Source organism: Paraburkholderia sp. BL10I2N1, from assembly GCF_004361815.1.
Classification (GTDB): Bacteria; Pseudomonadota; Gammaproteobacteria; order Burkholderiales; family Burkholderiaceae; genus Paraburkholderia.
This window is the reverse complement of record NZ_SNWA01000001.1, coordinates 962,472-987,244: the sequence shown is the minus strand read 5'-3', so window position 1 is coordinate 987,244 and position 24,773 is coordinate 962,472. Positions and strand designations below refer to the sequence as shown.

The following is a 24,773-nucleotide window of genomic DNA, read 5'->3' as shown; positions in this document are numbered from 1 at the left end:
GATGAGTAGTAGTGTGGATGCGAAACAGCTCGCAAAACAGTTTGGCAAGGTGGCAGTTTTGCTCGGCGGTCATTCCGCCGAACGCGAAGTGTCGCTCAATTCCGGTCGCCTCGTGCTGCAAGGCCTGCGCGATGCCGGCGTCGACGCACATCCGTTCGATCCGGCAGAGCGTCCGCTTGCCGCATTGAAGGAAGAAGGGTTCGTGCGTGCGTTCAACGCGTTGCACGGCGGCTACGGCGAGAACGGCCAGATTCAGGGCGCACTCGATTTCTACGGCATCCGTTACACGGGCAGCGGCGTGCTGGGCTCGGCGCTCGGGCTCGACAAGTTCCGCACGAAGCTGGTGTGGCAGCAGCTTGGTGTACCGACCCCTCCGTTCGAGACCGTGCTGCGCGGCGACGACTACGCGGCGCGTGCCACCGACATCATCACGAAGCTCGGCCTGCCGCTCTTCGTGAAGCCGGCGGGTGAAGGGTCGAGCGTCGCGGTAATCAAGGTGAAGAGCGCCGACGCATTGCCGGCGGCACTCGAAGAAGCCGCGAAGTTCGATCGCATCGTCGTCGTGGAAAAGAGCATCGAAGGTGGCGGTGAATACACCGCGTGTATCGCCGGCGATCTCGATCTGCCGGTGATCAGGATCGTGCCGGCGGGCGAGTTCTACGACTATCACGCGAAGTACATCGCCGACGACACGCAATACCTGATTCCGTGCGGCCTCGCGCCGGCCGAAGAAGCGCGCATGAAGACGCTCGCGCGCCGCGCGTTCGACGTGCTCGGCTGCACCGACTGGGGCCGCGCCGATTTCATGCTCGATGCGGACGGCAACCCCTATTTTCTCGAGGTGAACACCGCGCCTGGCATGACCGATCACTCGCTGCCGCCGAAAGCGGCGCGCGCGGTCGGCATCAGCTACAAGGAACTGGTGGTGAAAGTGCTGTCGCTGACCCTGAAGGACTGACCGTTAGATATGTGGAACAACGTTCGCCAGCTCAATTTCGCCGCCAACGCGCTGCATGCGTTGCTGGTGCTCGTGCTGCTGGCGGCAGGCGCTTACTGGTTGATCCAGCGCCCGAATTTCGCGCTGCGCGAGATCCGCATCGACGGCGACACCGAACACATCAATTCGCCGACCGTTCGAGCAGGTGTGGTCGGCCGGCTGAAGGGCAACTACTTCACCGTCGATCTGGATGTCGCGCGTCAGGCGTTCGAGCAGATGCCGTGGGTGCGTCACGCGAGCGTGCGGCGTGTCTGGCCGAACGCACTGGCTGTCACGCTGGAAGAGTACAAACCGCTTGGGACGTGGGGCAGCGATCAGCTGGTCAGCGTGGACGGCGACCTGTTCACCGCGAACCAGGGCGAACTCGAGCAGGAACTGCCGGCCTTCGACGGTCCGGACGGCACAGCGAAGGAAGTCGTCGCGCGCTATCACGACTTCACGAAGTGGTTTGCACCGCTTGGCGCGACGCCGGAAGAAGTGACGCTGTCGCCGCGTTACGCATGGACGGTGAAGCTGTCGAACGGAACGGAGGTGGAATTCGGCCGCGAGCGAAACCAGGACACGCTTCTTGATCGTTCGCGCCGGTTGACCGCGGCGTGGGGGGCGGTGACGCAACGTTGGGGGAAGGATATCGAGTATGCGGACTTGCGCTATCCGAACGGTTTCGCGATTCGTGCGGCAGGCATGCGCTTCATCAGCGAACCCGACAAGGGCAAGAAGTAAGAGAACATCACACGCAATGAGCACGCTATGAGTAAAGACTATAAAGATCTGCTGGTCTCCCTCGACATCGGGACGTCGAAGGTCGTGGCCATCGTCGCGGAGCTGAAGGGCGAAGGTCACTACGAAGTGATCGGCCTCGGCCAGAGCGAATCGAAGGGGCTCAAGAAAGGCGTCGTGGTGAACATCGAGGCCACGGTGCAGTCCATTCAGCGGGCGCTCGAAGAAGCTGAACTGATGGCGGACTGCAAGATCACAAACGTATTCACCGGGATCGCCGGCAGCCATATCCGCAGCTTCAATTCGAGCGGCATGGTGGCGATCAAGGAAAAGGAAGTGACGCAGACGGACGTCGCGCGCGTGATCGAGACGGCGAAGGCGATCAACATCCCGACCGATCAGCAGGTGCTGCACATCCTGACGCAGGAATTCATCATCGACGGTCAGGAAGACGTGCGCGAGCCGATCGGCATGAGCGGCATCCGGCTCGAAGTAAAGGTGCATATCGTGACGGGCGCAGTGAGCGCCGCACAGAACATCGTCAAGTGCGTGCGCCGCTGCGGTCTTGAAGTGAACGATCTGATCCTGCAACCGCTGGCGTCGTCGCTGGCGGTCCTGACGGAAGACGAGAAAGAGCTGGGCGTGGTGCTGGTGGACGTCGGCGGCGGCACGACGGATATCGCGATTTTCAGCGAAGGCGCGATCCGTCACACGGCGGTGATTCCGATCGCTGGCGACCAGATCACGAGCGACATCGCGATGGCGCTGCGCACGCCGACGCCGGATGCGGAAGACATCAAGGTGGGCTACGGCATCGCGAAGCAGGCGCTTGCCGACCCGGACGAAATGATCGAAGTGCCGGGTCTCGGCGAGCGCGGTCCGCGCACGCTGTCGCGTCAGGCGTTGGCGGCGGTGGTCGAGCCGCGTGTCGAAGAACTGTTCTCGCTCGTGCAGCAGGTCGTGCGCGAGTCGGGTTACGAAGAGCTGCTGAGTTCCGGCGTGGTGCTGACCGGCGGCGCGGCAATGATGCCAGGCATGGTCGAACTCGGCGAGGACATTTTCCTGAAGCCGGTGCGTATCGGCGTGCCGGAATACGCGGGCGGTCTTGCGGACGTGGTGCGCAATCCGCGCTTCTCGACGGCGATGGGGCTGCTCGTCGAAGGCCGCGCGCAACGCATGCGCGGCCGCAAGGTCGCGGTGCAGTCGGGATCGATGGGACAGGTGCTGTCGAGGATGAAGGACTGGTTCCTCGGCAACTTTTAAGTTTTCGGAAATACGCGCTGGTGCCGGCGGCTGGCGCGCGACAGGGGATTGCCCGATCTCCTGCCGAATAACGGCCGAACGGCAATACTTTTTTTCTTGACGGAGGCAACATGGAATTCCAGATGCTGGAAACCGAAACCAACGGCACGGTTATCAAGGTCGTCGGTGTAGGTGGCGCTGGCGGCAATGCCGTGCAGCACATGATCAACCGCGGCGTGCAAGGCGTCGACTTCATCGTGATGAACACGGACGCACAAGCCCTGTCGCGTTCGCGCGCCACGCATGTGATCCAGCTTGGCAATACCGGTCTCGGCGCTGGCGCCAAGCCGGAGATGGGCCGCTCGGCGGCAGAAGAAGCACGCGAGCGCATCGCTGACGCGTTGCGCGGCGCGCATATGGTGTTCATCACCGCGGGCATGGGTGGCGGCACCGGTACGGGTGCGGCACCGGTCGTCGCGCAGATCGCCAAGGAAATGGGGATCCTGACCGTTGGCGTCGTCAGCAAGCCGTTCGAATTCGAAGGCGGCAAGCGGATGCGCGTGGCAGAAGCTGGTTCGCAGCAACTGGAGGATCACGTCGACTCGCTGATCGTCGTTCTGAACGACAAGCTGTTCGAGGTGATGGGCGATGACGCCGAGATGGATAAATGCTTCCAGTGCGCAGACGATGTTCTGAACAACGCAGTCGCCGGTATCGCGGAAATCATCAATGTGGACGGTCTGGTGAACGTCGACTTTGAAGACGTGAAGACGGTGATGGGCGAGCAGGGCAAGGCGATGATGGGCACGGCGACAGTTGCCGGCGTCGATCGCGCGCGTCTTGCGGCCGAACAGGCCGTGGCGAGCCCGCTGCTGGAAGGGGTGGATCTGTCGGGTGCGCGTGGCGTGCTCGTGAACATCACATCGAGCCGTTCGCTGCGTCTGTCGGAAACGCGCGAAGTGATGAACACGATCAAGAGCTATGCTGCGGAAGATGCAACCGTGATCTTCGGTGCAGTGTACGACGATGCGATGGGCGACGCGCTGCGCGTGACGGTCGTGGCAACGGGTCTGGGCCGTGCGGCGAAGAAGCAGCAATCGACACCGATGACGCTCTTGCGCACCGGCACCGACAACCAGCCGGTCGGCGCGCACCAGCACGCGTATGCTCCGCAACAGCATCACACGAGCGTGGCGGATTACGGTTCGCTGGATACGCCGGCCGTGTGGCGCACGTCGCGCGATACGGCGGCTTCGCACGTGCAGGCGCTGCAGGAAAAGGGTGTCGACACGTACGATATTCCGGCGTTCCTGCGCAAGCAGGCGGACTAACCGCGGGCAGGCCTTCGCCGCGGCACGTTTCGCGCGTGCCTCCAGGCGGATGCACAGGCGTGGCGGGTGGAACAGCTAACGAAGCTGCGTTTCAGCAGAAGCGCCGCCAGGACAGGTGCCCTCTTCGTATTCGCGAAGCGGATCGGGGGACTGTCGCCGGAAGAAGGTTCCACTGCGACACGATGACGTGCGGGTTTGCACCGCATCGATGCAAAGGATCAGGGCCATGATTAAGGTGGGTGAAAAGCTGCCCGACGCGATCGTCTTTGAGTTGATCGAAGACGGGCGCGAGGGCTGCACGATCGGGCCGAACAGCTTCGACGTGCGCGAACAGACAGCGGGGAAGCGCGTGGTGATCTTCGGGTTGCCGGGCGCGTTCACGCCGACCTGTTCAGCCAGACATGTACCGGGTTACGTTGAGCAGGCTGACGCGTTGCGTGCGGCCGGCATTGACGAGATCTGGTGTGTGTCCGTCAACGACGCCTTCGTGATGGGTGCGTGGGCGCGCGATCAGCACACCTCGGGCAAGGTGCGCATGATGGCGGACGGCAGTGCAGCTTTTACCAGGGCGCTTGGTCTGGAGCAGGACCTGTCGGCGCGCGGCATGGGAATCCGTTCCCAGCGCTACGCAATGGTGGTCGACGACGGCGTGGTCAAGACGCTGAACGTCGAGGCACCCGGCAAGTTCGAAGTCAGCGATGCCGCGCGTATTCTCGCTACGTTGAGCCAGTCGTAAGCGGCGTTTTTCGCTGCGGGTTGTACCGCGTGTTGCACGCGGACAACGGCGAAATGACGCTTTTGTGACGGGCCGTTACGCGGGCCGATGACTGGAAACGCCTCCGTTCCGGACATCGGCCCGTCACGCTTTCCACCAGGTAATGATGAGAAACAGATTGATACGTTCGGTGAAAACCCGATGTCGAGTGGATGGAGTATAATTCGCGCTATGAAATAAAAAGTCCCGATTGGGATTTTCAATCGAACAGAAGACCATCATGTTGAAGCAGCGCACTATCAAATCGATCGTCAAAACGGTCGGCATCGGCTTGCATTCCGGCCGCAAGGTTGAGCTCACGCTCCGCCCGGCCGCACCTGATACGGGCATCGTCTTCACGCGCGTGGATCTGCCCACGCCGGTGGACATCCCTGCGCAAGCGATGGCGATCGGCGATACGCGTCTCGCTTCCGTGCTGCAGAAGGACGGTGCGCGGGTATCGACGATCGAACACCTGATGTCCGCCTGTGCCGGGCTCGGCATCGACAACCTTTATGTCGATGTCACCGCAGAGGAAATTCCGATCATGGACGGCAGCGCAGCGTCGTTCGTGTTCCTGATCCAGTCGGCAGGCATCGAGCAGCAAAACGCGCCGAAGAAATTCATCAAGGTGAAAAAGCCGGTTGAGATCCGCGACGGCGACAAGTTCGCGCGTCTCGACCCGTATTTCGGCTTCAAGCTGAAGTTCACGATCGATTTCCGTCATCCGGCCGTCGACAAGACCGGACAGGCGCTGGAGGTCGATTTCGCGAATACGTCGTATGTGCGGGAAATCGCACGCGCACGCACGTTTGGCTTCGCGCATGAAGTAGAAATGATGCGCGAGCTGGGGCTGGCGCGTGGCGGCAGCATGGACAATGCAATCGTGCTCGACGAATACCGCATCCTGAACAACGACGGCCTGCGTTATGACGACGAATTCGTGAAACACAAGATGCTCGACGCGATCGGCGACCTGTATGTGGTCGGTCATCCGTTGCTGGCGTCGTACACGGCGTACAAGTCGGGCCACGGGCTGAACAATGCGCTGCTGCGCGAATTGCTGGCCCACGAGGATTCGTACGAACTCGTCACCTTCGACGACACGCAGACGGCGCCGCGCGGCTTCGGCTACGAGACGCAGACCGCATTTGCGTGATTGTGCGAGGCGACGGATCTCGCGCCCCGGCGGAGAATGGCAATAAGCGGCCCACATGGGCCGCTTATTTTTTTGGCCCGCTGCTAATGCGGTGGCGGGCGGCCATTCTGGCCAGCGCGGCCTGCAGCGGCGAAGGTTCGAGCGCCTGACTGAGTTCGTGCAGCGCTTCGGCGCCACGTGCGGTCATGCGTGCCTGCTTGGGCGGCGGTGGTTCCTTTACGGCTTGCGGGCGGACACGAACGCGCAACGAATCGACGGCCCACCCGCGCTGCTGGAGCTCAGACAACAGTCGTGGTTCGAGATGCCGCAAGCGTGCCGCCAGCGCGTTGTGCGCCGCGAACAGCGCAAGCACGCCGTCCTTGATGAAACCCGGTTCGACGCTCGTCGCCAGATAATCGGGGAGCAATTGGGCAAGGTCGCGTTCCAGCGCGGCGATCTGCTTGACCCCGGCGCGCAGCGCCGCAAACGCTTCGGTGCGATCGAGCACCTCGGCGACCGCCTGCGGACGGCACCCGTTGTTCTGCTTTGAAAGCGGCCTTGAAAACGACGAAAAGCGGCTCATATTTTCCGGTGACGGTGTCGTCGCACCGCGTGCGCGACGGTGTCAGGATTGTACCCTGTGACGTGCGCGCGAGGCCGGCGCCGACGTCAGCCGGACCGCGTGTCGCGCGGCCCTTTGCCACCTCGCCACTGACACAGGCGCAACCGGGGCTGCGTGCTAAAATCCCCGATTCGAATTCACTTTTGGACCTAAGCCGCCGAGGCCCCTCCGTTCCCGGATGCACACACCGTGTGACCAGGCGAAGCCGCGACGCAGACACCGATCCGATGACCACCGGTTTTCTACAAAAGATTTTTGGCAGCCGCAACCAGCGGCTCGTCAAGCAATATCAAAAGACCGTCACGTCGATCAATGCGCTCGAGCCGCAGATCGAGCAGTTGACGGATGATCAACTGCGCGCGAAGACCGGTGAGTTTCGTCAGCGGGTGGCGAGCGGCGAATCGCTCGACAAGCTGCTGCCGGAGGCCTTCGCGGTCTGCCGTGAGGCAAGCAGGCGCGTGCTGCATATGCGTCACTTCGACGTGCAGCTAGTGGGCGGCATGGTCCTGCACTACGGCAAGATCGCGGAAATGCGCACCGGCGAGGGCAAGACGCTCGTCGCAACGCTCGCGGCCTACCTGAACGCGCTCTCCGGGCGCGGCGTGCACGTCGTGACGGTGAACGACTACCTCGCACAGCGTGATGCCGAATGGATGGGGCGGCTGTACAACTTCCTCGGTCTGACGGTCGGCATCAACCTGTCGCAGATGGACCACGGCGCGAAACAGGAAGCGTACGCCGCGGACATCACCTACGGCACGAACAACGAATTCGGCTTCGACTACCTGCGTAACAACATGGTCTACGAGACCGACGCGCGCGTGCAGCGGGCCCTGAACTTCGCGGTCGTCGACGAAGTCGACTCGATCCTGATCGACGAAGCGCGTACGCCGTTGATCATTTCCGGCCAGGCGGAAGATCACACCGAACTGTACGTGCGCATGAACGCACTGCCGCCGCTGCTCGAGCGCCAGATCGGCGAAGAGAAGGCCGACGGCACGGGCGTCGAAAAACCGGGCGACTACACGCTCGACGAAAAGGCGCGCCAGGTGTTCCTCACCGAATCGGGCCACGAGAAGGCCGAACGTCTGCTCTCCGAGTGGGGTCTGATCGGTGAAGGTGAAAGCCTCTACGCACCACAGAACATTACCCTGATGCACCATGTGTATGCCGCGTTGCGCGCACACACGCTGTTCTTCAAGGATCAGCACTACGTCGTGCAGAACAACGAAGTGGTGATCGTCGACGAATTTACCGGCCGTCTGATGTCGGGTCGTCGCTGGTCGGATGGTTTGCACCAGGCTGTTGAGGCGAAGGAACACGTCAAGATCCAGAGCGAAAACCAGACGCTCGCATCGATCACGTTCCAGAACTACTTCCGCATGTACGCAAAGCTGTCCGGCATGACCGGCACGGCCGATACCGAAGCGTTCGAATTCAACGAGATCTACGGGCTCGAAACGGTCGTCATTCCGACGAACCGGCCGCCGAAGCGGAACGATAGGCAGGACCAGATCTACAAGACGGCGAAGGAACGTTACGACGCGGTCATTTGCGATATTCGCGATTGCCATGAGCGCGGCCAGCCGGTGCTGGTTGGCACGACGTCGATCGAAAATTCCGAACTGCTCTCCGGCCTCCTGGAGAAGGCGGGTCTGCCGCATGAAGTGCTGAACGCCAAGCAGCACGCGCGGGAAGCAGCGATTGTCGCGGAAGCGGGTCGTCCGAAGCGTGTGACGATCGCGACCAACATGGCCGGCCGCGGAACCGACATCGTGCTTGGCGGCAACGTCGAGAAGCAGGCGACATTCATCGAAGCCGACGAATCGATTCCCACGGACGAAAAGGGCCGCCGTATCCAGCATCTGCACGATGAATGGCAGATGTTGCACGACCAGGTGAAAGCCGCGGGCGGTCTGCACATCATCGGCACCGAGCGCCACGAATCCCGCCGGATCGACAATCAGCTGCGCGGCCGTGCGGGCCGCCAGGGCGATCCGGGTTCGTCGCGCTTCTATCTGTCGCTCGACGATCCGCTCCTGCGCATTTTTGCGGGCGACCGCGTGCGCTCGATCATGGATCGTCTGAAGATGCCGGAAGGCGAGGCAATCGAAGCGGGGATCGTCACGCGTTCGATCGAATCGGCGCAGCGCAAGGTCGAAGCGCGCAACTTCGATATTCGCAAGCAATTGCTCGAATACGACGATGTGTCGAACGATCAGCGCAAGGTCATCTACCAGCAGCGCAATGAGTTGCTCGAAGCGCATGACATCACGGAAACCATCGGCGCCATGCGTCATGGTGTGATCTCGGACATCGTCCATCAGTTCGTGCCGGTAGGCAGCATCGAAGAGCAGTGGGATGTGCCTGAACTGGAAGAAGTGCTGCGCAACGAATGGCAGCTCGACCTCGCGATTCAGGAAATGATCAATGAATCGCAATCGATCAATGTCGTAGAAATCGTTGACGCCGTGCTCGCTGCCGCGGACGAGGCCTATGAAGCGAAGGTCGAACTGGTCGGCCGTGAGTCGTTCAGCGCGTTTGAGCGCTCGATCATGCTGCAGACGCTCGATCGCAACTGGCGCGAACACCTCGCGGCGCTCGATCACCTGCGTCAGGGCATCCATCTCCGCGGTTACGCTCAGAAGAACCCAAAGCAGGAATACAAGCGCGAGGCGTTCGAACTCTTCGCCGCAATGCTCGACGCGGTGAAGCTCGAAGTCACGCGGGTGGTGATGAACGTGCAGATCCAGTCGCCGGAACAGCTGGAGCAGGCGGCCGAGCAATATGAAGAGCAGGGCAGCCATCTGGAGAACGTCGAATTCCGTCACGCCGAGTTCGCGGAAGCCGGTGAAGCAGCGGCTGCGATTCCGGTCGCGGCCGATGCCGCTGCTGCGATGATCGGCGATGCGATGAGCCACGGCTCGCATGCGGTGTCGCCGTCGCCCGGCGACGGCGGCGTGCCGAAGGTCGGCCGCAACGACCCCTGTCCATGCGGCAGCGGCAAGAAGTACAAGCAGTGCCACGGCAAGATTGCGTAAGATCGAAGGCGGCGCGCGAATAGCGCGCCGCGTCGTTTCTGCGCGGCCTGATTCCAGGCTCTTGCCGATTCCCGGCGGTCCGGCACCGGTCCGGTCCGCTCATGTCTATCCCCGATGCCGGTTGCAAGCCGGCATTTTCAGCTCCGACAGGTCGCGAACATGGCTGTCAATTTTCCCTCGATCGATCCCGCCCAACTCTATCCCATCGCTGGCGTCACGCTAGGCTGGGCGGAGGCGAATATCCGCAAGCAGAACCGCAAGGACGTGCTCGTCATTTCCGTCGAAGACGGTGCGACGGTCGCGGGCGTGTTCACACAGAACCGCTTCTGCGCGGCGCCCGTGACGGTGTGCCGTGAGCATCTGGACCGCGTGCGCGCGGGCGGCAAGGGCATTCGCGCACTGGTGGTGAACACCGGCAACGCGAATGCAGGCACCGGAGAGCCGGGCCTCGCGCATGCACGCGAAACCTGCGTCGAACTCGCACGCCTGATGGAGGTTACGCCGGAACAGATCCTGCCGTTTTCGACGGGCGTGATTCTCGAGCCGCTGCCGGTCGACCGTCTCAAGGCCGGGCTGCCCGCTGCGCTTGCGAACCGCCAGTCCGCGCACTGGTTCGACGCAGCCGAGGCGATCATGACGACCGACACGCTGCCCAAAGCGACGTCGCGCCAGGTGACGATCGACGGCCACACGGTCACACTGACCGGCATCAGTAAGGGCGCCGGCATGATCAAGCCGAATATGGCGACCATGCTCGGCTTCCTCGCGTTCGACGCTGCCGTCGCGCAACCCGTGCTCGACGCGCTCGTGAAGCATGTGGCCGACCGCTCGTTTAACTGCATCACGATCGACGGCGATACATCGACCAACGACTCGTTCATCCTGATTGCATCGGGCAAGTCGAGCCTGCCGGCTGTGACGTCGACCGATTCGCCAGCCTACGCGGCGTTGCGCGATGCCGTCACCGAAGTCGCGCAGACCCTCGCTCAACTGATCGTACGCGATGGCGAAGGCGCGACGAAGTTCATGACGGTGCAGGTCCAGGGTGGGAAGGACATGGCCGAATGCCGGCAGATCGCCTACGCAATCGGACACTCGCCGCTGGTCAAGACCGCGTTCTACGCCTCGGATCCGAACCTGGGCCGGATTCTCGCCGCAATCGGTTATGCCGGCGTGAACGATCTCGATGTCGACAAGATCGACCTGTATCTCGACGACGTGCTGGTCGCGAAGGCCGGTGGTCGTAACCCTGACTACCGCGAGGAAGACGGCCAGCGCGTGATGAAGAAGAGCGAGATCGCGATTCGGGTCGTGCTGGGCCGAGGTGACGCACAGGCCACGATCTGGACCTGTGACCTTTCTCATGACTACGTCAGCATCAACGCCGACTACCGCTCCTGACTCCGATCCCAATACGCATAAACGATGGACAAACTCGAACAGTTCCTGACTCGCGCCGAAGCGGTGCTCGGCCGTCTGGAAGCCATGCTTCCGCCAGCAGCCCTCAGTATCGACTGGTCCGCGGCCGTCGCTTTCCGCTGGCGCAAGCGGCAACGCCGAGGCTATTTGCAGCCTGTGCCTGCTATCTCGAGCATCACGCTCGACGACCTGCAGAACATCGAGCGGCAGAAATCGCTGATCGAACAGAACACTCGCCAGTTCGTGCAGAAGCAGCCGGCGAACAACGTGCTGCTGACGGGCGCACGCGGCACGGGCAAGTCGTCGCTGATCAAGGCCTGCCTGAACGCCTACGCGAAAGACGGGTTGCGCCTGATCGAAGTCGACAAGGACGATCTGCACGATCTCGGCGATATCGTCGATCTGATCGCACAGCGCCCGGAGCGTTTCATCGTGTTCTGTGACGATCTTTCGTTCGAGGAAGGTGAATCGGGCTATAAGGCGTTGAAGGTGGCGCTCGATGGCTCGGTGGCCGCGCAGTCGGACAACGTGCTGATCTACGCGACTTCGAACCGACGCCATCTGTTGCCCGAATACATGAGCGACAACGAGACGTACAAGCACACATCCGATGGCGAGATTCATCCCGGCGAAGTGGTCGAAGAAAAGATTTCACTGTCTGAGCGCTTTGGGCTGTGGGTGAGCTTCTATCCATTCAAACAGGACGACTATCTGTCGATCGTCGGTCACTGGCTGCGGCATTTCGGCTGCGGTGACGGCGAAGTCGAAGCGGCGCGAGGCGATGCGCTGGTGTGGGCGCTGGAACGCGGGTCGCGCTCGGGCCGCGTGGCGTGGCAGTTCGCGCGCGACTGGTCCGGCCGGAAGTCGCAGGCTTCGCCGGCGCCCCTGGCATGACCGGCGCGGCGGAGAAGTCCGGCACCCGGCCGGTGACGGAAGTGGCCGTCGGCGTGCTGGTGCAGCCGGACGGACGCTATCTGCTCGCGCAGCGGCCGGCCGGCAAGCCGTATGAAGGCTACTGGGAATTCCCCGGTGGCAAGCTGGAGCACGGTGAATCGGTCGAAGCCGCACTGAGCCGCGAACTGCATGAAGAACTGGGGATCGACGTCAAGACGAGCCATCGCTGGCATACGCTCGAACACGATTACCCGCATGCATACGTGCGGCTCTATTTCTGCAAGGTGACGGACTGGAGCGGCGAGCCGCACGGACGGGAAGGTCAGGCCTTCGTCTGGCAGACGTTGCCCGCAGACGTGTCGCCTCTTTTGCCGGCGACCATTCCGGTGCTGGAGTGGCTCGCGGCGGAGAAGTAGAGGATTGTCTCGCGGCCGGTCGAGACCAGTCGCCTGGTATCAATGCGGGTTGTAGCCGCTCGAAGGTGTTTCGTCAGAAGGCGGTTCTTCATCAGTGCCGCCGATCTTGTACTTCTCGGCAGCCCAGGCGCCGAGGTCGATCTGCTTGCAGCGCTCGGAACAGAATGGGCGGAAGCGGTTTTCGGGTGTCCAGCGGACGTCCTTTCCGCAAGTTGGGCATTTGACGACAGTGGGCATACGGTCAGGCGATCAATCGAAAACAGGGGCAAGCCCAAATATGGGGGCGGCTTTAGCCCGTTCAAAGGGCCGGTTCTGCACGACCTGCTTCGCTTAACTTCACAGGCTGCACAGAGTCAGCTGGAACGGCACATCAACGTCGACTGCGCGCGGTCGCAGATCCCCATCCTGAACGGTGAAGCGCACCCACAGCATGTACTTGTTGGCGCTCGCTTCAGGGATCACTCGCAATTCGGGCACCACACGCACCTGCATTAGCTGATACGACCGGCCGGATAGCATCTGCTGGTAGCTTCCCTGCATCGCCATCACTTTCGACGCCTGACCGGATTCGCGCGCGAGCCGCAGCACGATCGTTGCGGCGTCCCGCAGCGGCAGCAACGGAGTAACCCATTTGGCAATGTCCTGCCGGCGCTGATCGGGATGCGTCTGCTGCCATGCGTAATAAGACGGCAGATCGAACTTGCAGGTTCCGCCGGGAATGATGGCGCGGCTGCGAATGCTAGTGAGCCACTCATTGTCTGCAAGATGCTGGCCAGTCTTACCCTGCATCTGCGTCAGTCCTGCCAGCGTCTGCTCGATCTCACCGAGGACAGCCTCGAGCGCATTTTGCTCGATACCCGGATTGCCGCGGAACGGCACAAGCGTCTGACGTTGCCGCTCGAGCTCTTTCATCAGATCCGACTTCAGATCCGCGCGGCCCGCGACTTCGGAGATTTCAAACAGGGTTGTCAGCGCGACGTGGTGCTCCCTGGCGTCCTCCTGGGTCAGAAAGAACGTGAAACGCTCGAACAGGTCCTCGAGGCGCAACAGCGTACGGATTCGCTCGTTGAAGGGATACTCGTAAAGGATCAAGCGCGCTCGCCTCTGGCGTGGTCGGTGACGGGATTGCAGGACATTCTAATGCCGTGCGACTACCCTAGCAATCACACACTTTTTCCGCGGGTTCGCGCGCATTTTCTGCGCGGCATTTACGCTTGCGGTGGACGGGTGCTGCGCAAGGCGCGTCGCCCGTGTTCTGCACGCCTTGCGCAGCATGAGCGTTGCCTTTGCTTGCCAGCGTCTTCGCTGCGGCGTGCGCAATACGGCTGCAGTCATCCGTGCTGGTCGGGTGACGTCAACGTGTCACGGACCGCCAGCAAGGGCAACATACCGGCGATGCAGTTCATCGACTTCTTCAGCAAGTGATTCGACGGACGCACCTTCATTGACGATCACGTCGTCAGCAGCAGCGATGCGCTCGTCCCGGGTCGCCTGCCGCGAGATGATCGCGAGGACCTGTTCGCGCGTGAACGCGTTGCGGCGCATCACGCGCGCAATCTGCGTTTCGACTGCACAGTCGACGACCAGCACCCTGTTCACGCGTGTCTTCCAGTTGCCCGATTCGACGAGCAGCGGTACCACGACCATCAGGTACGGGCCACGCGCTTCGTTGCGTTCGCGTTCGGTCTCGCCGCGGATCAGCGGATGCGTGATCGCTTCGAGCCGTTCCCGGGCGGTGTCGTCGCTGAAGATCAGCGCGCGCATTTTCGCGCGATCGAGCGAGCCGTCCGGCGCCACAAACGGTGTGCCGAATTCGCTCGTGATCTTATGCATCGCTGCACCGCCGGATGCTGTAATGCGATGCGCGATCAGATCGGTGTCGATGATCGGAACGCCGCGCGCGGCGAAAAGATCCGCGACTGTCGATTTGCCGCTGCCGATTCCGCCCGTCAGTCCCACAGCAAACATGTCTCAGCCTCCGAGAATCTGATAAAGCGGCGTGCCGAGAAAGAGCGTAGCAGCGCCGCCGGCGGCAAGGTACGGACCGAACGGCAGCGGCTCTTCGAAGCGCATGCGGCCGCGCCAGGTTGCCAGGAGACCAACCACCGCGCCCGTCACGGCCGAAATCAACACGATCTGAGGCAGCGCGGCCCAGCCGAGCCACGCGCCCAAAGCGGCGAGAAGCTTGAAGTCGCCGTAGCCCATCCCTTCGATACCCCGCACGAGCTTGAACAGCCAATGCACGCACCATAGCGCAAGATATCCTGCGATCGCGCCGAGCACTGAGTCATGCAGCGTTGCGAACGTGCCGTCGAAGTTGATGATCAGCCCGGCCCATAGCAGCGGCAACGTTATGGAGTCCGGCAACAGGTGCGTATCGATGTCGATGGCACTCATGGCGAGCAGTGCGGCGCACAGACCGAACGCGGCCAGCGCTGCGCCCGTCGCGCCGAACGTGACGAGTGCACCTGCCGCACACGCGGCGCTGACGAGTTCGATTGCCGGATAGCGCCGGCTGACCCGCGTGTGGCATTGCGAACAACGGCCACGCAGCACCAGATAGCTCAACAACGGAATGTTTTCCCACGCCTTCAGCGTATGGCCGCAGTGCGGGCAGGCGCTGCGTGGCAGCCACAGGTTGTAGCGGCCGGGCAAACCGTCGTCTGCGGGCGGCTGTCCAGTCGTTTCGCTGACCTCGGCACGCCAGGCACGTTCGAGCATGATAGGCAACCGATGTACAACGACGTTCAGGAAGCTGCCGATGACGAGTCCGAACACAATCGCGAACGCGATCTGTAACCCCGTGGGGAGCGTACCGAACGCCGCGCTCAGGTTGGCTGTGATGTGGCTCAACGGGTTGTTGAACGGGGACTCGGGCACGGACAGGATAGCGCGCATGGCAAAATGATTTGGATTTGGCAGCGATGCTACACCACGTTGCCGAGTTGAATGATGGGAAGATACATCGCGATTACAAGGCCGCCGACCAGCCCACCCAGTACCACGATGACGAGCGGTTCGCACAGGCTTGCGAGCGTGCCGATCTTTTCGTCGACCTGACGGTCGCCAAGCGAAGCCACGTCGTTCAGCATCGCTCCCAGGGCGCCTGACTCCTCGGCAACGGCGACGGGCTGAACGATCTCTGCTGGAAAACAGCGCGTTGCGCGCATCGCGGCTGCGAGCCGTTCCCCGCGCCGCAGGCGTGCGGCAATGTCGACTGTAGCGCTGTCGAAGAAAGCATTGCCGGTGGCGTGTGTCAGTGAGTCGAATGCGTCCATAAGCGGCGTGCCCGCGGACAGCAATGTGCCGAGGGCACGGCTCCAGCGGGCCGCGCAGAGCGTCGTCAGCAGAGCCCCTGCGATGGGCAGCCGGAGCGAAAAGCGTGCGAACGATTTACGCGCGGTGTCGGATCGCCGTAGCACGTATGCCGTCACGAGCACAGTCATCACGATGCATGCGAGCGTGGGCACGCTCCATCTTGCGACGCCCGCAGATAGCGCGATCACGAACTGGGTCGGCAGAGGGAGCTTTGCACCGAAGCCATCAAAGATCTGCTGGAACGTCGGCACAACCCAGACCAGCAGCGCAGCTGTAATGGCGAGTGCGAGCAGCAGGATCGCTGCCGGATAGGTGAGGGCGGCGCGCACCTTCGCACGCTGCGCGGCGGCGCGTTCGCGGTCGTCGGCGACGCGCGCCAACACCGTAGCCAGCGCACCCGATGCTTCACCTACTCTTATCAACTGACAATAAAGTGAATTGAACTGCGTGGGGTGTCGCGCGAGCGCGTCGGAAAAATGCAGCCCCGAGGTAATATCGCGAGCGAGGGCACCGACGATTCGCGACATGCCGCGCCCGTCGCGTCGTCCCGATGATTGCGCGAGGAGTTCAAGCGCTGGCGCGAGCGGCAAACCGGCGCGAAGAAGACTTGCGAGCTGGCGCGTGAACAAGGTGACTTCGGTGGCGCGCGCTTTCGGGCGAGGCGCTTCACCACGTGCGTCGAGTTCGTACACGTACAGGCTGTCACGCTTTAGCATTGCGCGGGCGGTGCCTGCATCCGGCGCAATCACGCTGCCCGCACGTCGCAGACCGTTGGCATCAACGGCACGCCAGGAAAAGCGCAGATCGGGCGATGCCTCGAGGGATGAGCCGGAGGTCCTCATGCGATCTCGGTGGCTGCGAGCGCTTCTGCGAGACTGGTTGTACCGTCCCGCACCCGCGCCAGGGCGGCTTCGCGGAGCGTAGTGACATGCTCGGCATGTGCCTGCTTCGCGACGGCATGAGCGCCCGCGCGCGCGACGATCAGTTCGCGGGTCGCGTCGGACACCGCCATCACCTGATGTACGCCGATGCGACCGCGATAGCCGATACGGTGGCACGCGGGGCAGCCGCGCGCCGCATAGGGATGCCAGCCGCCGACCTGATCCGCCGAAAAGCCGGCCGCGCGCAGGGCGGTCCCCGACTCGTTCTCCGGTGTCCGGCACGCTTCGCAGAGCCGTCGGACGAGACGTTGTGCCGTCACCATACGCAATGCTGCCGCGAGGTTGTACGGCTCCACGCCGATGTCGATCAGGCGCGCGATGGCGGCGGGCGCATCGTTTGTATGCAGCGTCGAGAGTACGAGGTGGCCGGTCTGCGCGGCCTTCACCGCGACATCCGCCGTTTCTTCGTCGCGAATTTCGCCGACCATGATCACATCCGGATCCTGGCGGAGGAACGCCCGCAGCGCGACGGCGAACGTAAGTCCCGCGTTCTCGCGGACGCTGACCTGATTGATGCCTGCCAGCTGGATTTCGGCGGGGTCTTCGACCGAACAGATGTTGCGCGTTTCTGCGTTGAGCATCTGCAGGAAGCAATACAGCGACAGCGTTTTTCCGCTACCGGTCGGTCCGGTTACCAGCACGAGGCCGTGTGGTGCACGGATCGCTGCGGCGACTGCTTCGCCCTGCAAGGGATCAAGTCCGAGCGCGTCGAGCGACAAAGTCGACGGCAGCGCTTCCAGACGCCGCAGGACGAGCTTTTCACCGTGCAGCGTCGGAAGTGAGTTGACGCGATAGTCTTCGGTCCGACCTGGTGCCACCGTGAGGCGCAGCCGGCCGTCCAACGGGATACGACGCTCGGCGATATCCATGCGGGCGAGCACTTTCACGCGCGTGATAAACGCATCGCGCAGATGGGAGGGCGGCCGTGCGAACTCATGCAATACGCCGTCAATCCGCAGGCGTATCCGCCAACCTTGTTCAGCGGGTTCAATGTGCAGATCCGACGCGTCGCGGCGTGTTGCTTCCAGGAGCGTATCGGTCAGGAGCTGAACGGCGGGAGTGCTGTCGGCGCCGACAGCGGGGGACGCTTCAGTCACTGAAACGGCGAAAGCGCGGTTTGCATGCGGCGCTGCTGCAGATGGAGCATCCGGGGCACCGCCGACGGAGTTGACCGGCGATCCAGCGGTAGTTGCCGGGCGAGACCACGCAGCGTTGGAGGGCTTGAAATGAGGAGCGGAGGAGTGCATCGAAAACCGGCCGGAAGCCGCCTGTAGAACACGATGGCTCCATCATCGTGAATCGCGTGCCGATGCACCATTCGGCCATCCGGCTAGTCTCGATGTGTTTTTTTTACTTTTGTGCCAGCACCTGGGCCCGGACGGAATATCTTGACGGTGCGAATAGCCTGATCGTCACTACGCATGACTTCGAGCTTCACGTCGCCGATGCGCACGCAGACGTCGCCTTCGGGAATCTCTTCGAGGATCTCGAGAATAAGGCCGTTGAGCGTCTTCGGGCCGTCGGTGGGCAGCGTGAGGTGCAGCCAGCGGTTCAACTCGCGTAAAGGCATGCTGCCGGCCACGATACATTCGCCGTTCTCATCCCAGCCACCACGTGAACTTGCGCTACGCGGGATCGACGTGGTGAACTCACCGATCAGTTCCTCGATGATGTCTTCCGGTGTCACCAGACCTTGCAGCTCGCCGTATTCATTCACGACGAGCGCGGTGCGCTGACGGCTTTCCTGAAAATACTGGAGTTGCTGGAACACCGGGGTACCAGTCGGTACGAAATAAGGCTCGGCCAGCAGTTCACGCAACGTTTCGCGCTCCAGCTCCTGGTTGTGAAGCGCCGCTAGCGTCTTGCGCACGTGCAGAACGCCGAGCACCCGGTCGATGTCGCCCTGATAGACGATAAGCTTGTTGTGATAGCAGGTCTCGAGCTGATGCAGGATCTGCTCGAACGGTGCGTCGAAGTCGAGTGCCTCAATGCGGCGGCGCGGAATCATCACGTCTTCGACCGAGATGTTTTCGAGGTCGAACAGGTTCAACAGGATGCTGCGGTGCTTGGTCGGCATGAAACTGCCGGATTCAAGCACGATTGTGCGCAGTTCCTCGGTGGACAGGCGCTGGTCGCGGCCCCCCTTTGTGTTGATGTGCAGCAGGCGCAGGATGCCATTTGCGAACAGATTGACGAACCAGATGACAGGCCGCGCGATGCGCATCATCGGCGCGATCAGCAGGCTGGCAGGCAGTGCGATTTTTTCCGGAAACGTTGCGCCGACGATTTTGGGTGTGATTTCTGCAAATACGATGATCAGAAATGCGACGATGCCGGTCGCGATCGACAGCACCAGATTATCATGGCCGAAGGTGCGCAGAGCGATCGACGTGGTCATCACCGGAATGATCGTGTTCAACAGATTGTTGCCGATCAGGATGACGCTCAGCAGTTGGTCGGTGTGTGCCAGAAGCGCCTGCGTAGTCTTCGCGCCGAGCGTGCCCTGATTTGCGAGGTGCTTCAGGCGATGGCGATTCAGCGCCATCATTGCCGTCTCCGAGATGGAAAAAAAACCCGAGCAGACAAGCAACAGGAGGATGGCGCCTATTTGCGCCCATAAGGGAATTTGTTCCACGCGTCGCGAAGTATTGGAGATGGGATGGGCAGAATATAGCAGAGGGTGCCAGATGCGCTGGCCCGGCCGAATGGCATAGGCAGGTAGCCCGTGCACGCTGTACAGGCGAAAAAAAACCGCGCAGTCTCTGCGCGGTTTTTCAAAATTCTGGTCGGGGTGAGAGGATTCGAACCTCCGGCCTCTACGTCCCGAACGTAGCGCTCTACCAGGCTAAGCTACACCCCGAATTGTACTGCTTGGACTACAACAGCGTTCCAGTCTTGTTTAGGACTGCCGCGCCGTCGAGTAAGAGCATAATTCTAGCAGGCTTTCTTTGTAAATGGAATTGGGAAACGAAGAAATTGCGGCAGCGGCGGCCTGTGCCTCCTTCTTCGCACATTCGAGCGTGTGATCCAGTGCGCCCGAGCGTGTGATGGCTTCGAAAATGGTTTCGAAGCGGTCGGTGCCGCCCTGTTCGATCGCCTCGCGCGCAAGTGCTGACTGTTCCGGTGTGCCGCGCTCGATCAGATAAATGAGGGGTAGCGTGGGCTTGCCTTCGCGGAGGTCGTCGCCGGCGTTTTTGCCCATTGATTCTGCCGTGCCCGTGTAGTCGAGCCAATCGTCCATGATCTGGAACGCAGTGCCGATGCGGCGGCCGAATTCCGCGGCGGCCGATTCGATCGTAGCGTCGGCGCCGGCAAGTACGGCGCCGAGTTGGGCCGCGGCCTCGAACAGTTTTGCCGTCTTGTAGCGGATCACCTGCATGTAGCGGGCTTCATCGACGTCGGCGTCGTGCATATTCAGAAGCTGCAACACTTCTCCTTCGGAGATGATGTTGGTCGCCTCGGACAGAATCTCCATCACGCGCATCTTGCCAACCCCGACCATCATCTGGAACGAGCGCGAGTACAGGAAATCGCCCACCAGCACGCTCGCCGCGTTGCCAAACAGCGCATTGGCGGTCTGGCGGCCGCGGCGCAGATCGGACTCGTCGACGACGTCGTCATGCAGCAGCGTGGCCGTATGGATAAACTCGACAACCGCAGCCAGTTCGTGTTTCGCGCCTCTCATCTCGCCAAGTGCGCCAGCCACGAGCAGCAGCAGCGCGGGGCGCAGGCGCTTGCCTCCGGCGCCGATGATGTACTCGGAGATCTGGTTGATCAGCATCACCTCGGACGCCAGACGGTGCCGGATAACGCGATTCACCTGTTGCATGTCTTCGGCAATCGGGGCGAGGAGGCTGGCGGCGTTGGGGGAAGGGGTGGCAGTCGACGACATGATGGCGAATAGGGGTAGTGCCGCGAATTATAAGGCGAATCGCGTCCATTCCGCGCCGCAGACCGCGAGATCCGCGCCTGTTTGGCCATTCAGCCAGGAATGGCGGCCTTCCGGCCGGTTGTCAACCGCTTTTGACCGAACAGCTAACTCTATGTATAATCACGGGTTTCCGCGCGTGGTGCGTCGGGAAAATGAATACAGAGTGAGGTTCTCAATGTACGCGGTCATAAAAACCGGCGGCAAGCAGTATAAGGTTGCTGTCGGCGAAAAACTTAAAGTAGAACAGATACCGGCAGACATTGACGCTGAAATCACGCTCGACCAGGTTCTCGCAGTGGGCGAAGGCGAATCGATTAAGTTCGGTACGCCGCTGGTCAGTGGGGCTTCCGTCAAGGCTACCGTCGTGTCCCAAGGTCGTCATGCAAAAGTGACCATCTTCAAGATGCGTCGCCGGAAGCACTACCAGAAGCATGGCGGCCACCGCCAGAACTACACCGAACTGCGCATCGACGCGATCAACGCGTAAGCGCACCGGTCAAGGAGCAATCACATGGCACACAAAAAGGCAGGCGGATCGTCCCGGAACGGCCGCGACTCCGAGTCGAAACGTCTCGGCGTGAAAGTGTACGGCGGTCAGGCCATCAACGCTGGCGGCATCATCGTGCGCCAACGCGGCACGCGTATGCACCCGGGTGAAAACGTCGGTATCGGCAAGGATCACACCCTGTTCGCGCTGACGGACGGCCACGTCAAGTTCACCACGAAAGGCGCTGACAAGAAGCATCTGGTCAACGTAGTCCCGGCAGCCGCCTGAGTTTAATCAGGCACGGGCTTCAGGACCGGAACAAAGGCCCCGCGAAGTTGGCGGGGCCTTTTTCATTGCCGCCTGCAACGGTGGCTGGCCATTCGTACGATTGGTCAACGCGCAAAGGGCGCGGCAAAATAGCATCAAACACGGGACGGAGTAACTCATGAAGTTCATTGACGAAGCGAGGATTGAAGTCATCGCCGGCGACGGAGGGGATGGCAGCGCGTCGATGCGCCGCGAGAAGTTCGTCCCATTCGGTGGTCCGGACGGCGGCGACGGCGGGCGTGGTGGCAGCGTGTATGCGGTGGCAGATCGCAACATCAACACGCTGATCGACTATCGTTATGCGAAGAAGCATCTGGCGCGCAACGGAGAAAACGGGCGCGGTGCGGATTGCTATGGCAAAGGCGGCGACGACATTACGCTGCGCATGCCGGTCGGCACGATCATTACCGATATGGACACAGGCGAACTGATCGCCGACCTCACCGAACATAATCAAACGGTCCAGATCGCGAAGGGTGGCGCGGGCGGTCTCGGCAACCTGCATTTCAAGTCGAGTACGAATCGTGCGCCGCGACAGAAAACCGATGGCAAACCCGGTGAGCGGCGCATGGTGCGTCTCGAGCTGAAAGTGCTCGCGGATGTCGGTCTGCTCGGCATGCCGAACGCCGGCAAATCGACCTTTATTTCATCGGTATCGAACGCGAAACCGAAGATCGCCGATTACCCGTTTACCACGCTCGCGCCGAACCTCGGTGTCGTGCGCGTCGGGCCGAGCCGCAGCTTCGTGATCGCCGACATTCCAGGTCTGATTGAAGGCGCGGCGGAAGGTGCCGGACTTGGCCACCAGTTCTTGCGCCATCTGCAGCGCACGGGCGTGCTGCTGCACATCGTCGATCTTGCACCGTTTGATGACGCGGTGGACCCGGTCGCGGAAGCTCGATCCATCGTCAACGAGCTGCGCAAATATGACGAGACGCTCTTCGAGAAGCCACGCTGGCTGGTGCTGAACAAGCTCGACATGGTGCCCGAAGAAGAGCGCGAAGCGCGCGTGGCGGATTTCCTCAAGCGCTACGAATGGGACGGTCCGGTGTTCGAGATATCTGCACTGACCGGGCAGGGCTGCGAGAATCTTTGCTACGCAATCTATGACTACATCGCGGCCCACTCTGACGCACAGCGTGCAGCCGAGGCCGAAGATCTCGCCGCAGACGTGCGCTTTCGCGAGAAGCAGGAAGGCGAGGCCGGCGGAGAAGCTGGGCAGCAACAGGAATAGCAGCCTCTGACCGTTCAGGCTCCCGCGACGCGGTTTCGCGGAGCGTTATCAGGCACCACGCATTATCTTGGGAGACCGCGCACAATGCGTTCCGTCATCGCCGATTCCCGGCGCCTTGTAGTGAAAGTCGGCTCGAGCCTCGTCACCAACGACGGGCGCGGGCTCGATCACGCGGCGATCGGCCGCTGGGCCGCGCAGATCGCCGCGTTACGCTCGCAGGGCAAGGAAGTCGTGCTCGTCAGTTCGGGCGCGATTGCGGAAGGAATGCAACGCCTTGGCTGGACAAAGCGGCCGCGCGAGATTGATGAACTGCAGGCGGCTGCCGCAGTCGGGCAGATGGGGCTCGCGCAGGTGTATGAGAGCCGGTTTGCTCAGCATTCGATCCGTACCGCGCAGATCCTGCTTACGCATGCCGACCTGGCCGATCGCGAACGCTACCTGAATGCACGTTCGACGCTGCTTACGCTGCTGCGTCTTGGTGTCGTGCCAATCATTAACGAGAACGACACGGTCGTCACCGACGAAATCAAGTTTGGCGACAACGACACGCTGGGGGCGCTGGTCGCGAACCTGATCGAAGGCGATGCGCTGATCATCCTCACCGATCAGCAAGGTCTGTATACCGCGGATCCACGCAGGGATCCGTCAGCCTCGCTCGTTGAGCAGGCCGACGCGGGCGCGCCTGAACTCGAGGCGATGGCGGGCGGCGCTGGTTCGAGTATCGGCCGCGGCGGCATGCTGACCAAGATTCTTGCTGCAAAGCGAGCGGCGCATAGCGGCGCAAACACAGTCATCGCCAGCGGCCGGGAAGCCGACGTGCTCGCGCGGCTCGCATCCGGTGAGGCAATTGGAACCCAACTGATTGCGCGCACGGCGCGGATGGCTGCGCGCAAGCAGTGGATGGCTGACCATTTGCAGGTGCGCGGTCATGTCGTGATCGACGACGGGGCCGTCGAGAAGCTGACGGCGGGAGGCAAGAGTCTGTTGCCGATCGGCGTTGTTGGCGTGCAGGGTGCGTTCGCCCGCGGTGAGGTCATTGCCTGCCTGAGCGTTGCGGGACGGGAGGTGGCACGCGGCCTGACGAATTACAGCAGCGCGGAAACGAAGCTGATTCAGCGGCGGCCCAGCGGTGATATCGAGGCGGTGCTTGGCTACATGCTGGAACCGGAATTGATCCATCGGGACAACCTCGTGCTCGTCTGAGCGTACCCTTCGTCTTACCGAGGTTTGTGCCGAGCGATAGCCCAGATGACGGAAATTCGGACGCGGTAAGCGACGCAGGCAGCGTGACCAACGGCGTCACACACGCAAAAAAGCCGCTTCAACTGATCGAAGCGGCTTTTTCGTATCCACAGCCGGGGTGTGCCCGGTGCAACTGAATTTCAGCGTACCAGCACGCTTTGAGTGCGGTGATAGCGAACGTTATCAACGATCTGCTTCGCTTTCCCCAACGGGATCTTGCTCGCGCAGAAATAGTCCTGATATAGCGACGCATGATAGGCGTTCAAGTTGCCGTTTTCGATGCGAGTAAAGTCGTTGGCAACCGTTCGGTCCCAGCCGTTGTGATCCTCGTTGAGTCCAGCATACAGTCGCCACTCGTAGGTATCGCAGCGAATGCCTTCGTAGTTCACGTTGCGCGCGCCGCTCGGGCTTGTCACCACGACGGTGTACCGCACAACGCCATCCGAACCGACGCTCACCGATTTGGCATCGAGCGAGAACTGCAGCGGCGTGTTTTGTGACACGTCGAACGGCAGAAGGTCGCTATCCTGCGGCAACGGCGGCAGGGTGTCGACCTTGTTTTCGACCCACGTGGACGGTTTGTCGAGCAGATAGGCGAACGCGCTGTCGTCCTTGTTGCTGGGGGTGTTCGAATGTGCGCAGCCAGCCAGCAGAGCGCCCGTGGCGACACACGCCACGGCGAGACCAAATGCTTTCAATATGATTTCCTCGAAACACCG

The 24,773-nt window shown here is 61.9% G+C and carries 24 protein-coding genes and 1 tRNA gene; 14 read left to right on the top strand and 11 right to left on the bottom strand.

What is annotated here, in order from left to right; translation table 11 throughout:
- Position 1: 1 nt before the first annotated feature.
- The 6 genes from B0G77_RS04605 (at position 2) to lpxC (ending at position 6,203) form a co-directional block, all read left to right on the top strand.
- Positions 2-958 carry a D-alanine--D-alanine ligase gene (locus B0G77_RS04605; protein WP_133661056.1) on the top strand — a complete coding sequence of 319 codons (957 nt, stop codon included), beginning with the start codon at positions 2-4 and terminating at the stop codon, positions 956-958.
- A gap of 9 nt (positions 959-967) precedes the next feature.
- Complete coding sequence (locus B0G77_RS04600) at positions 968-1,720, top strand: cell division protein FtsQ/DivIB (RefSeq protein ID WP_133661055.1); 753 nt, start codon at positions 968-970, stop codon at positions 1,718-1,720.
- 27 nt (positions 1,721-1,747) lie between these two features.
- Positions 1,748-2,980, top strand: a complete 1,233-nt coding sequence (gene ftsA, locus B0G77_RS04595; RefSeq protein ID WP_133661054.1) for a cell division protein FtsA — start codon at positions 1,748-1,750, stop codon at positions 2,978-2,980.
- Positions 2,981-3,090: 110 nt separating this feature from the next.
- A complete protein-coding gene (ftsZ, locus tag B0G77_RS04590) occupies positions 3,091-4,290 on the top strand; it encodes a cell division protein FtsZ (protein ID WP_133661053.1) in 1,200 nt (399 codons plus the stop codon).
- Between the two features lie 226 nt (positions 4,291-4,516).
- Entirely contained in the window at positions 4,517-5,026 is a 510-nt protein-coding gene (locus tag B0G77_RS04585) for a peroxiredoxin (protein ID WP_133661052.1), read from the top strand.
- A 259-nt stretch (positions 5,027-5,285) separates the two neighbouring features.
- Positions 5,286-6,203 (top strand): UDP-3-O-acyl-N-acetylglucosamine deacetylase, encoded by a 918-nt coding sequence (gene lpxC / locus B0G77_RS04580; RefSeq protein ID WP_133661051.1) that lies wholly within the window; start codon positions 5,286-5,288, stop codon positions 6,201-6,203.
- A gap of 64 nt (positions 6,204-6,267) precedes the next feature.
- Here lpxC and B0G77_RS04575 read toward each other — a convergent pair whose 3' ends face one another.
- Entirely contained in the window at positions 6,268-6,765 is a 498-nt protein-coding gene (locus tag B0G77_RS04575) for a DUF721 domain-containing protein (protein WP_133661050.1), read from the bottom strand.
- Positions 6,766-7,031: 266 nt separating this feature from the next.
- Here B0G77_RS04575 and secA point away from each other — a divergent pair, with 266 nt between their 5' ends.
- From secA to B0G77_RS04555, 4 genes are all read left to right on the top strand, one after another.
- Positions 7,032-9,845, top strand: coding sequence for a preprotein translocase subunit SecA (secA, locus tag B0G77_RS04570; RefSeq protein WP_133664038.1), 2,814 nt, complete (start codon positions 7,032-7,034; stop codon positions 9,843-9,845).
- Between the two features lie 159 nt (positions 9,846-10,004).
- Positions 10,005-11,246, top strand: coding sequence for a bifunctional glutamate N-acetyltransferase/amino-acid acetyltransferase ArgJ (gene argJ, locus B0G77_RS04565; protein ID WP_133661049.1), 1,242 nt, complete (start codon positions 10,005-10,007; stop codon positions 11,244-11,246).
- 24 nt (positions 11,247-11,270) lie between these two features.
- Positions 11,271-12,158: an ATP-binding protein gene (locus tag B0G77_RS04560; protein ID WP_133661048.1), complete on the top strand. Its 888-nt coding sequence runs from the start codon at positions 11,271-11,273 to the stop codon at positions 12,156-12,158.
- The gene (locus B0G77_RS04555) at positions 12,155-12,574 is read left to right on the top strand and encodes an NUDIX domain-containing protein (protein ID WP_133661047.1); all 420 of its coding nucleotides are present in this window, start codon (positions 12,155-12,157) and stop codon (positions 12,572-12,574) included. Before B0G77_RS04560 ends, B0G77_RS04555 begins: the two co-directional genes overlap by 4 nt.
- 39 nt (positions 12,575-12,613) lie before the next feature.
- Here B0G77_RS04555 and yacG read toward each other — a convergent pair whose 3' ends face one another.
- From yacG to B0G77_RS04510, 9 genes are all read right to left on the bottom strand, one after another.
- Positions 12,614-12,811 carry a DNA gyrase inhibitor YacG gene (yacG, locus tag B0G77_RS04550; RefSeq protein ID WP_133661046.1) on the bottom strand — a complete coding sequence of 66 codons (198 nt, stop codon included), beginning with the start codon at positions 12,809-12,811 and terminating at the stop codon, positions 12,614-12,616.
- 99 nt (positions 12,812-12,910) lie between these two features.
- Positions 12,911-13,666 carry a cell division protein ZapD gene (gene zapD, locus B0G77_RS04545; protein WP_133661045.1) on the bottom strand — a complete coding sequence of 252 codons (756 nt, stop codon included), beginning with the start codon at positions 13,664-13,666 and terminating at the stop codon, positions 12,911-12,913.
- 270 nt (positions 13,667-13,936) lie between these two features.
- Positions 13,937-14,542, bottom strand: a complete 606-nt coding sequence (gene coaE / locus B0G77_RS04540) for a dephospho-CoA kinase (RefSeq protein WP_133661044.1) — start codon at positions 14,540-14,542, stop codon at positions 13,937-13,939.
- 3 nt (positions 14,543-14,545) lie between these two features.
- Positions 14,546-15,472, bottom strand: coding sequence for an A24 family peptidase (locus tag B0G77_RS04535; RefSeq protein WP_133661043.1), 927 nt, complete (start codon positions 15,470-15,472; stop codon positions 14,546-14,548).
- 29 nt (positions 15,473-15,501) lie between these two features.
- Positions 15,502-16,734, bottom strand: coding sequence for a type II secretion system F family protein (locus B0G77_RS04530; protein ID WP_133661042.1), 1,233 nt, complete (start codon positions 16,732-16,734; stop codon positions 15,502-15,504).
- Positions 16,731-17,930 carry an ATPase, T2SS/T4P/T4SS family gene (locus tag B0G77_RS04525; RefSeq protein WP_347814154.1) on the bottom strand — a complete coding sequence of 400 codons (1,200 nt, stop codon included), beginning with the start codon at positions 17,928-17,930 and terminating at the stop codon, positions 16,731-16,733. The genes B0G77_RS04530 and B0G77_RS04525 overlap by 4 nt, the downstream gene beginning before the upstream one ends.
- 233 nt (positions 17,931-18,163) lie before the next feature.
- Positions 18,164-19,468 carry an HlyC/CorC family transporter gene (locus B0G77_RS04520; protein ID WP_208116396.1) on the bottom strand — a complete coding sequence of 435 codons (1,305 nt, stop codon included), beginning with the start codon at positions 19,466-19,468 and terminating at the stop codon, positions 18,164-18,166.
- A gap of 148 nt (positions 19,469-19,616) precedes the next feature.
- Positions 19,617-19,693: transfer RNA gene (locus B0G77_RS04515), tRNA-Pro, on the bottom strand.
- A gap of 39 nt (positions 19,694-19,732) precedes the next feature.
- Positions 19,733-20,725, bottom strand: a complete 993-nt coding sequence (locus B0G77_RS04510; RefSeq protein ID WP_133661040.1) for a polyprenyl synthetase family protein — start codon at positions 20,723-20,725, stop codon at positions 19,733-19,735.
- 214 nt (positions 20,726-20,939) lie between these two features.
- Here B0G77_RS04510 and rplU point away from each other — a divergent pair, with 214 nt between their 5' ends.
- The 4 genes from rplU to proB all read left to right on the top strand — a co-directional run bounded on the left by rplU (position 20,940) and on the right by proB (position 24,015).
- Positions 20,940-21,251, top strand: coding sequence for a 50S ribosomal protein L21 (gene rplU / locus B0G77_RS04505; protein WP_007180329.1), 312 nt, complete (start codon positions 20,940-20,942; stop codon positions 21,249-21,251).
- 24 nt (positions 21,252-21,275) lie between these two features.
- Entirely contained in the window at positions 21,276-21,539 is a 264-nt protein-coding gene (gene rpmA, locus B0G77_RS04500) for a 50S ribosomal protein L27 (RefSeq protein ID WP_090538089.1), read from the top strand.
- 157 nt (positions 21,540-21,696) lie between these two features.
- Complete coding sequence (cgtA, locus tag B0G77_RS04495) at positions 21,697-22,812, top strand: Obg family GTPase CgtA (RefSeq protein WP_133661039.1); 1,116 nt, start codon at positions 21,697-21,699, stop codon at positions 22,810-22,812.
- Positions 22,813-22,896: 84 nt separating this feature from the next.
- A complete protein-coding gene (gene proB, locus B0G77_RS04490; protein WP_133661038.1) occupies positions 22,897-24,015 on the top strand; it encodes a glutamate 5-kinase in 1,119 nt (372 codons plus the stop codon).
- Positions 24,016-24,194: 179 nt separating this feature from the next.
- Here proB and B0G77_RS04485 read toward each other — a convergent pair whose 3' ends face one another.
- Positions 24,195-24,752 carry a CNP1-like family protein gene (locus tag B0G77_RS04485; RefSeq protein ID WP_133661037.1) on the bottom strand — a complete coding sequence of 186 codons (558 nt, stop codon included), beginning with the start codon at positions 24,750-24,752 and terminating at the stop codon, positions 24,195-24,197.
- Positions 24,753-24,773: the final 21 nt, after the last annotated feature.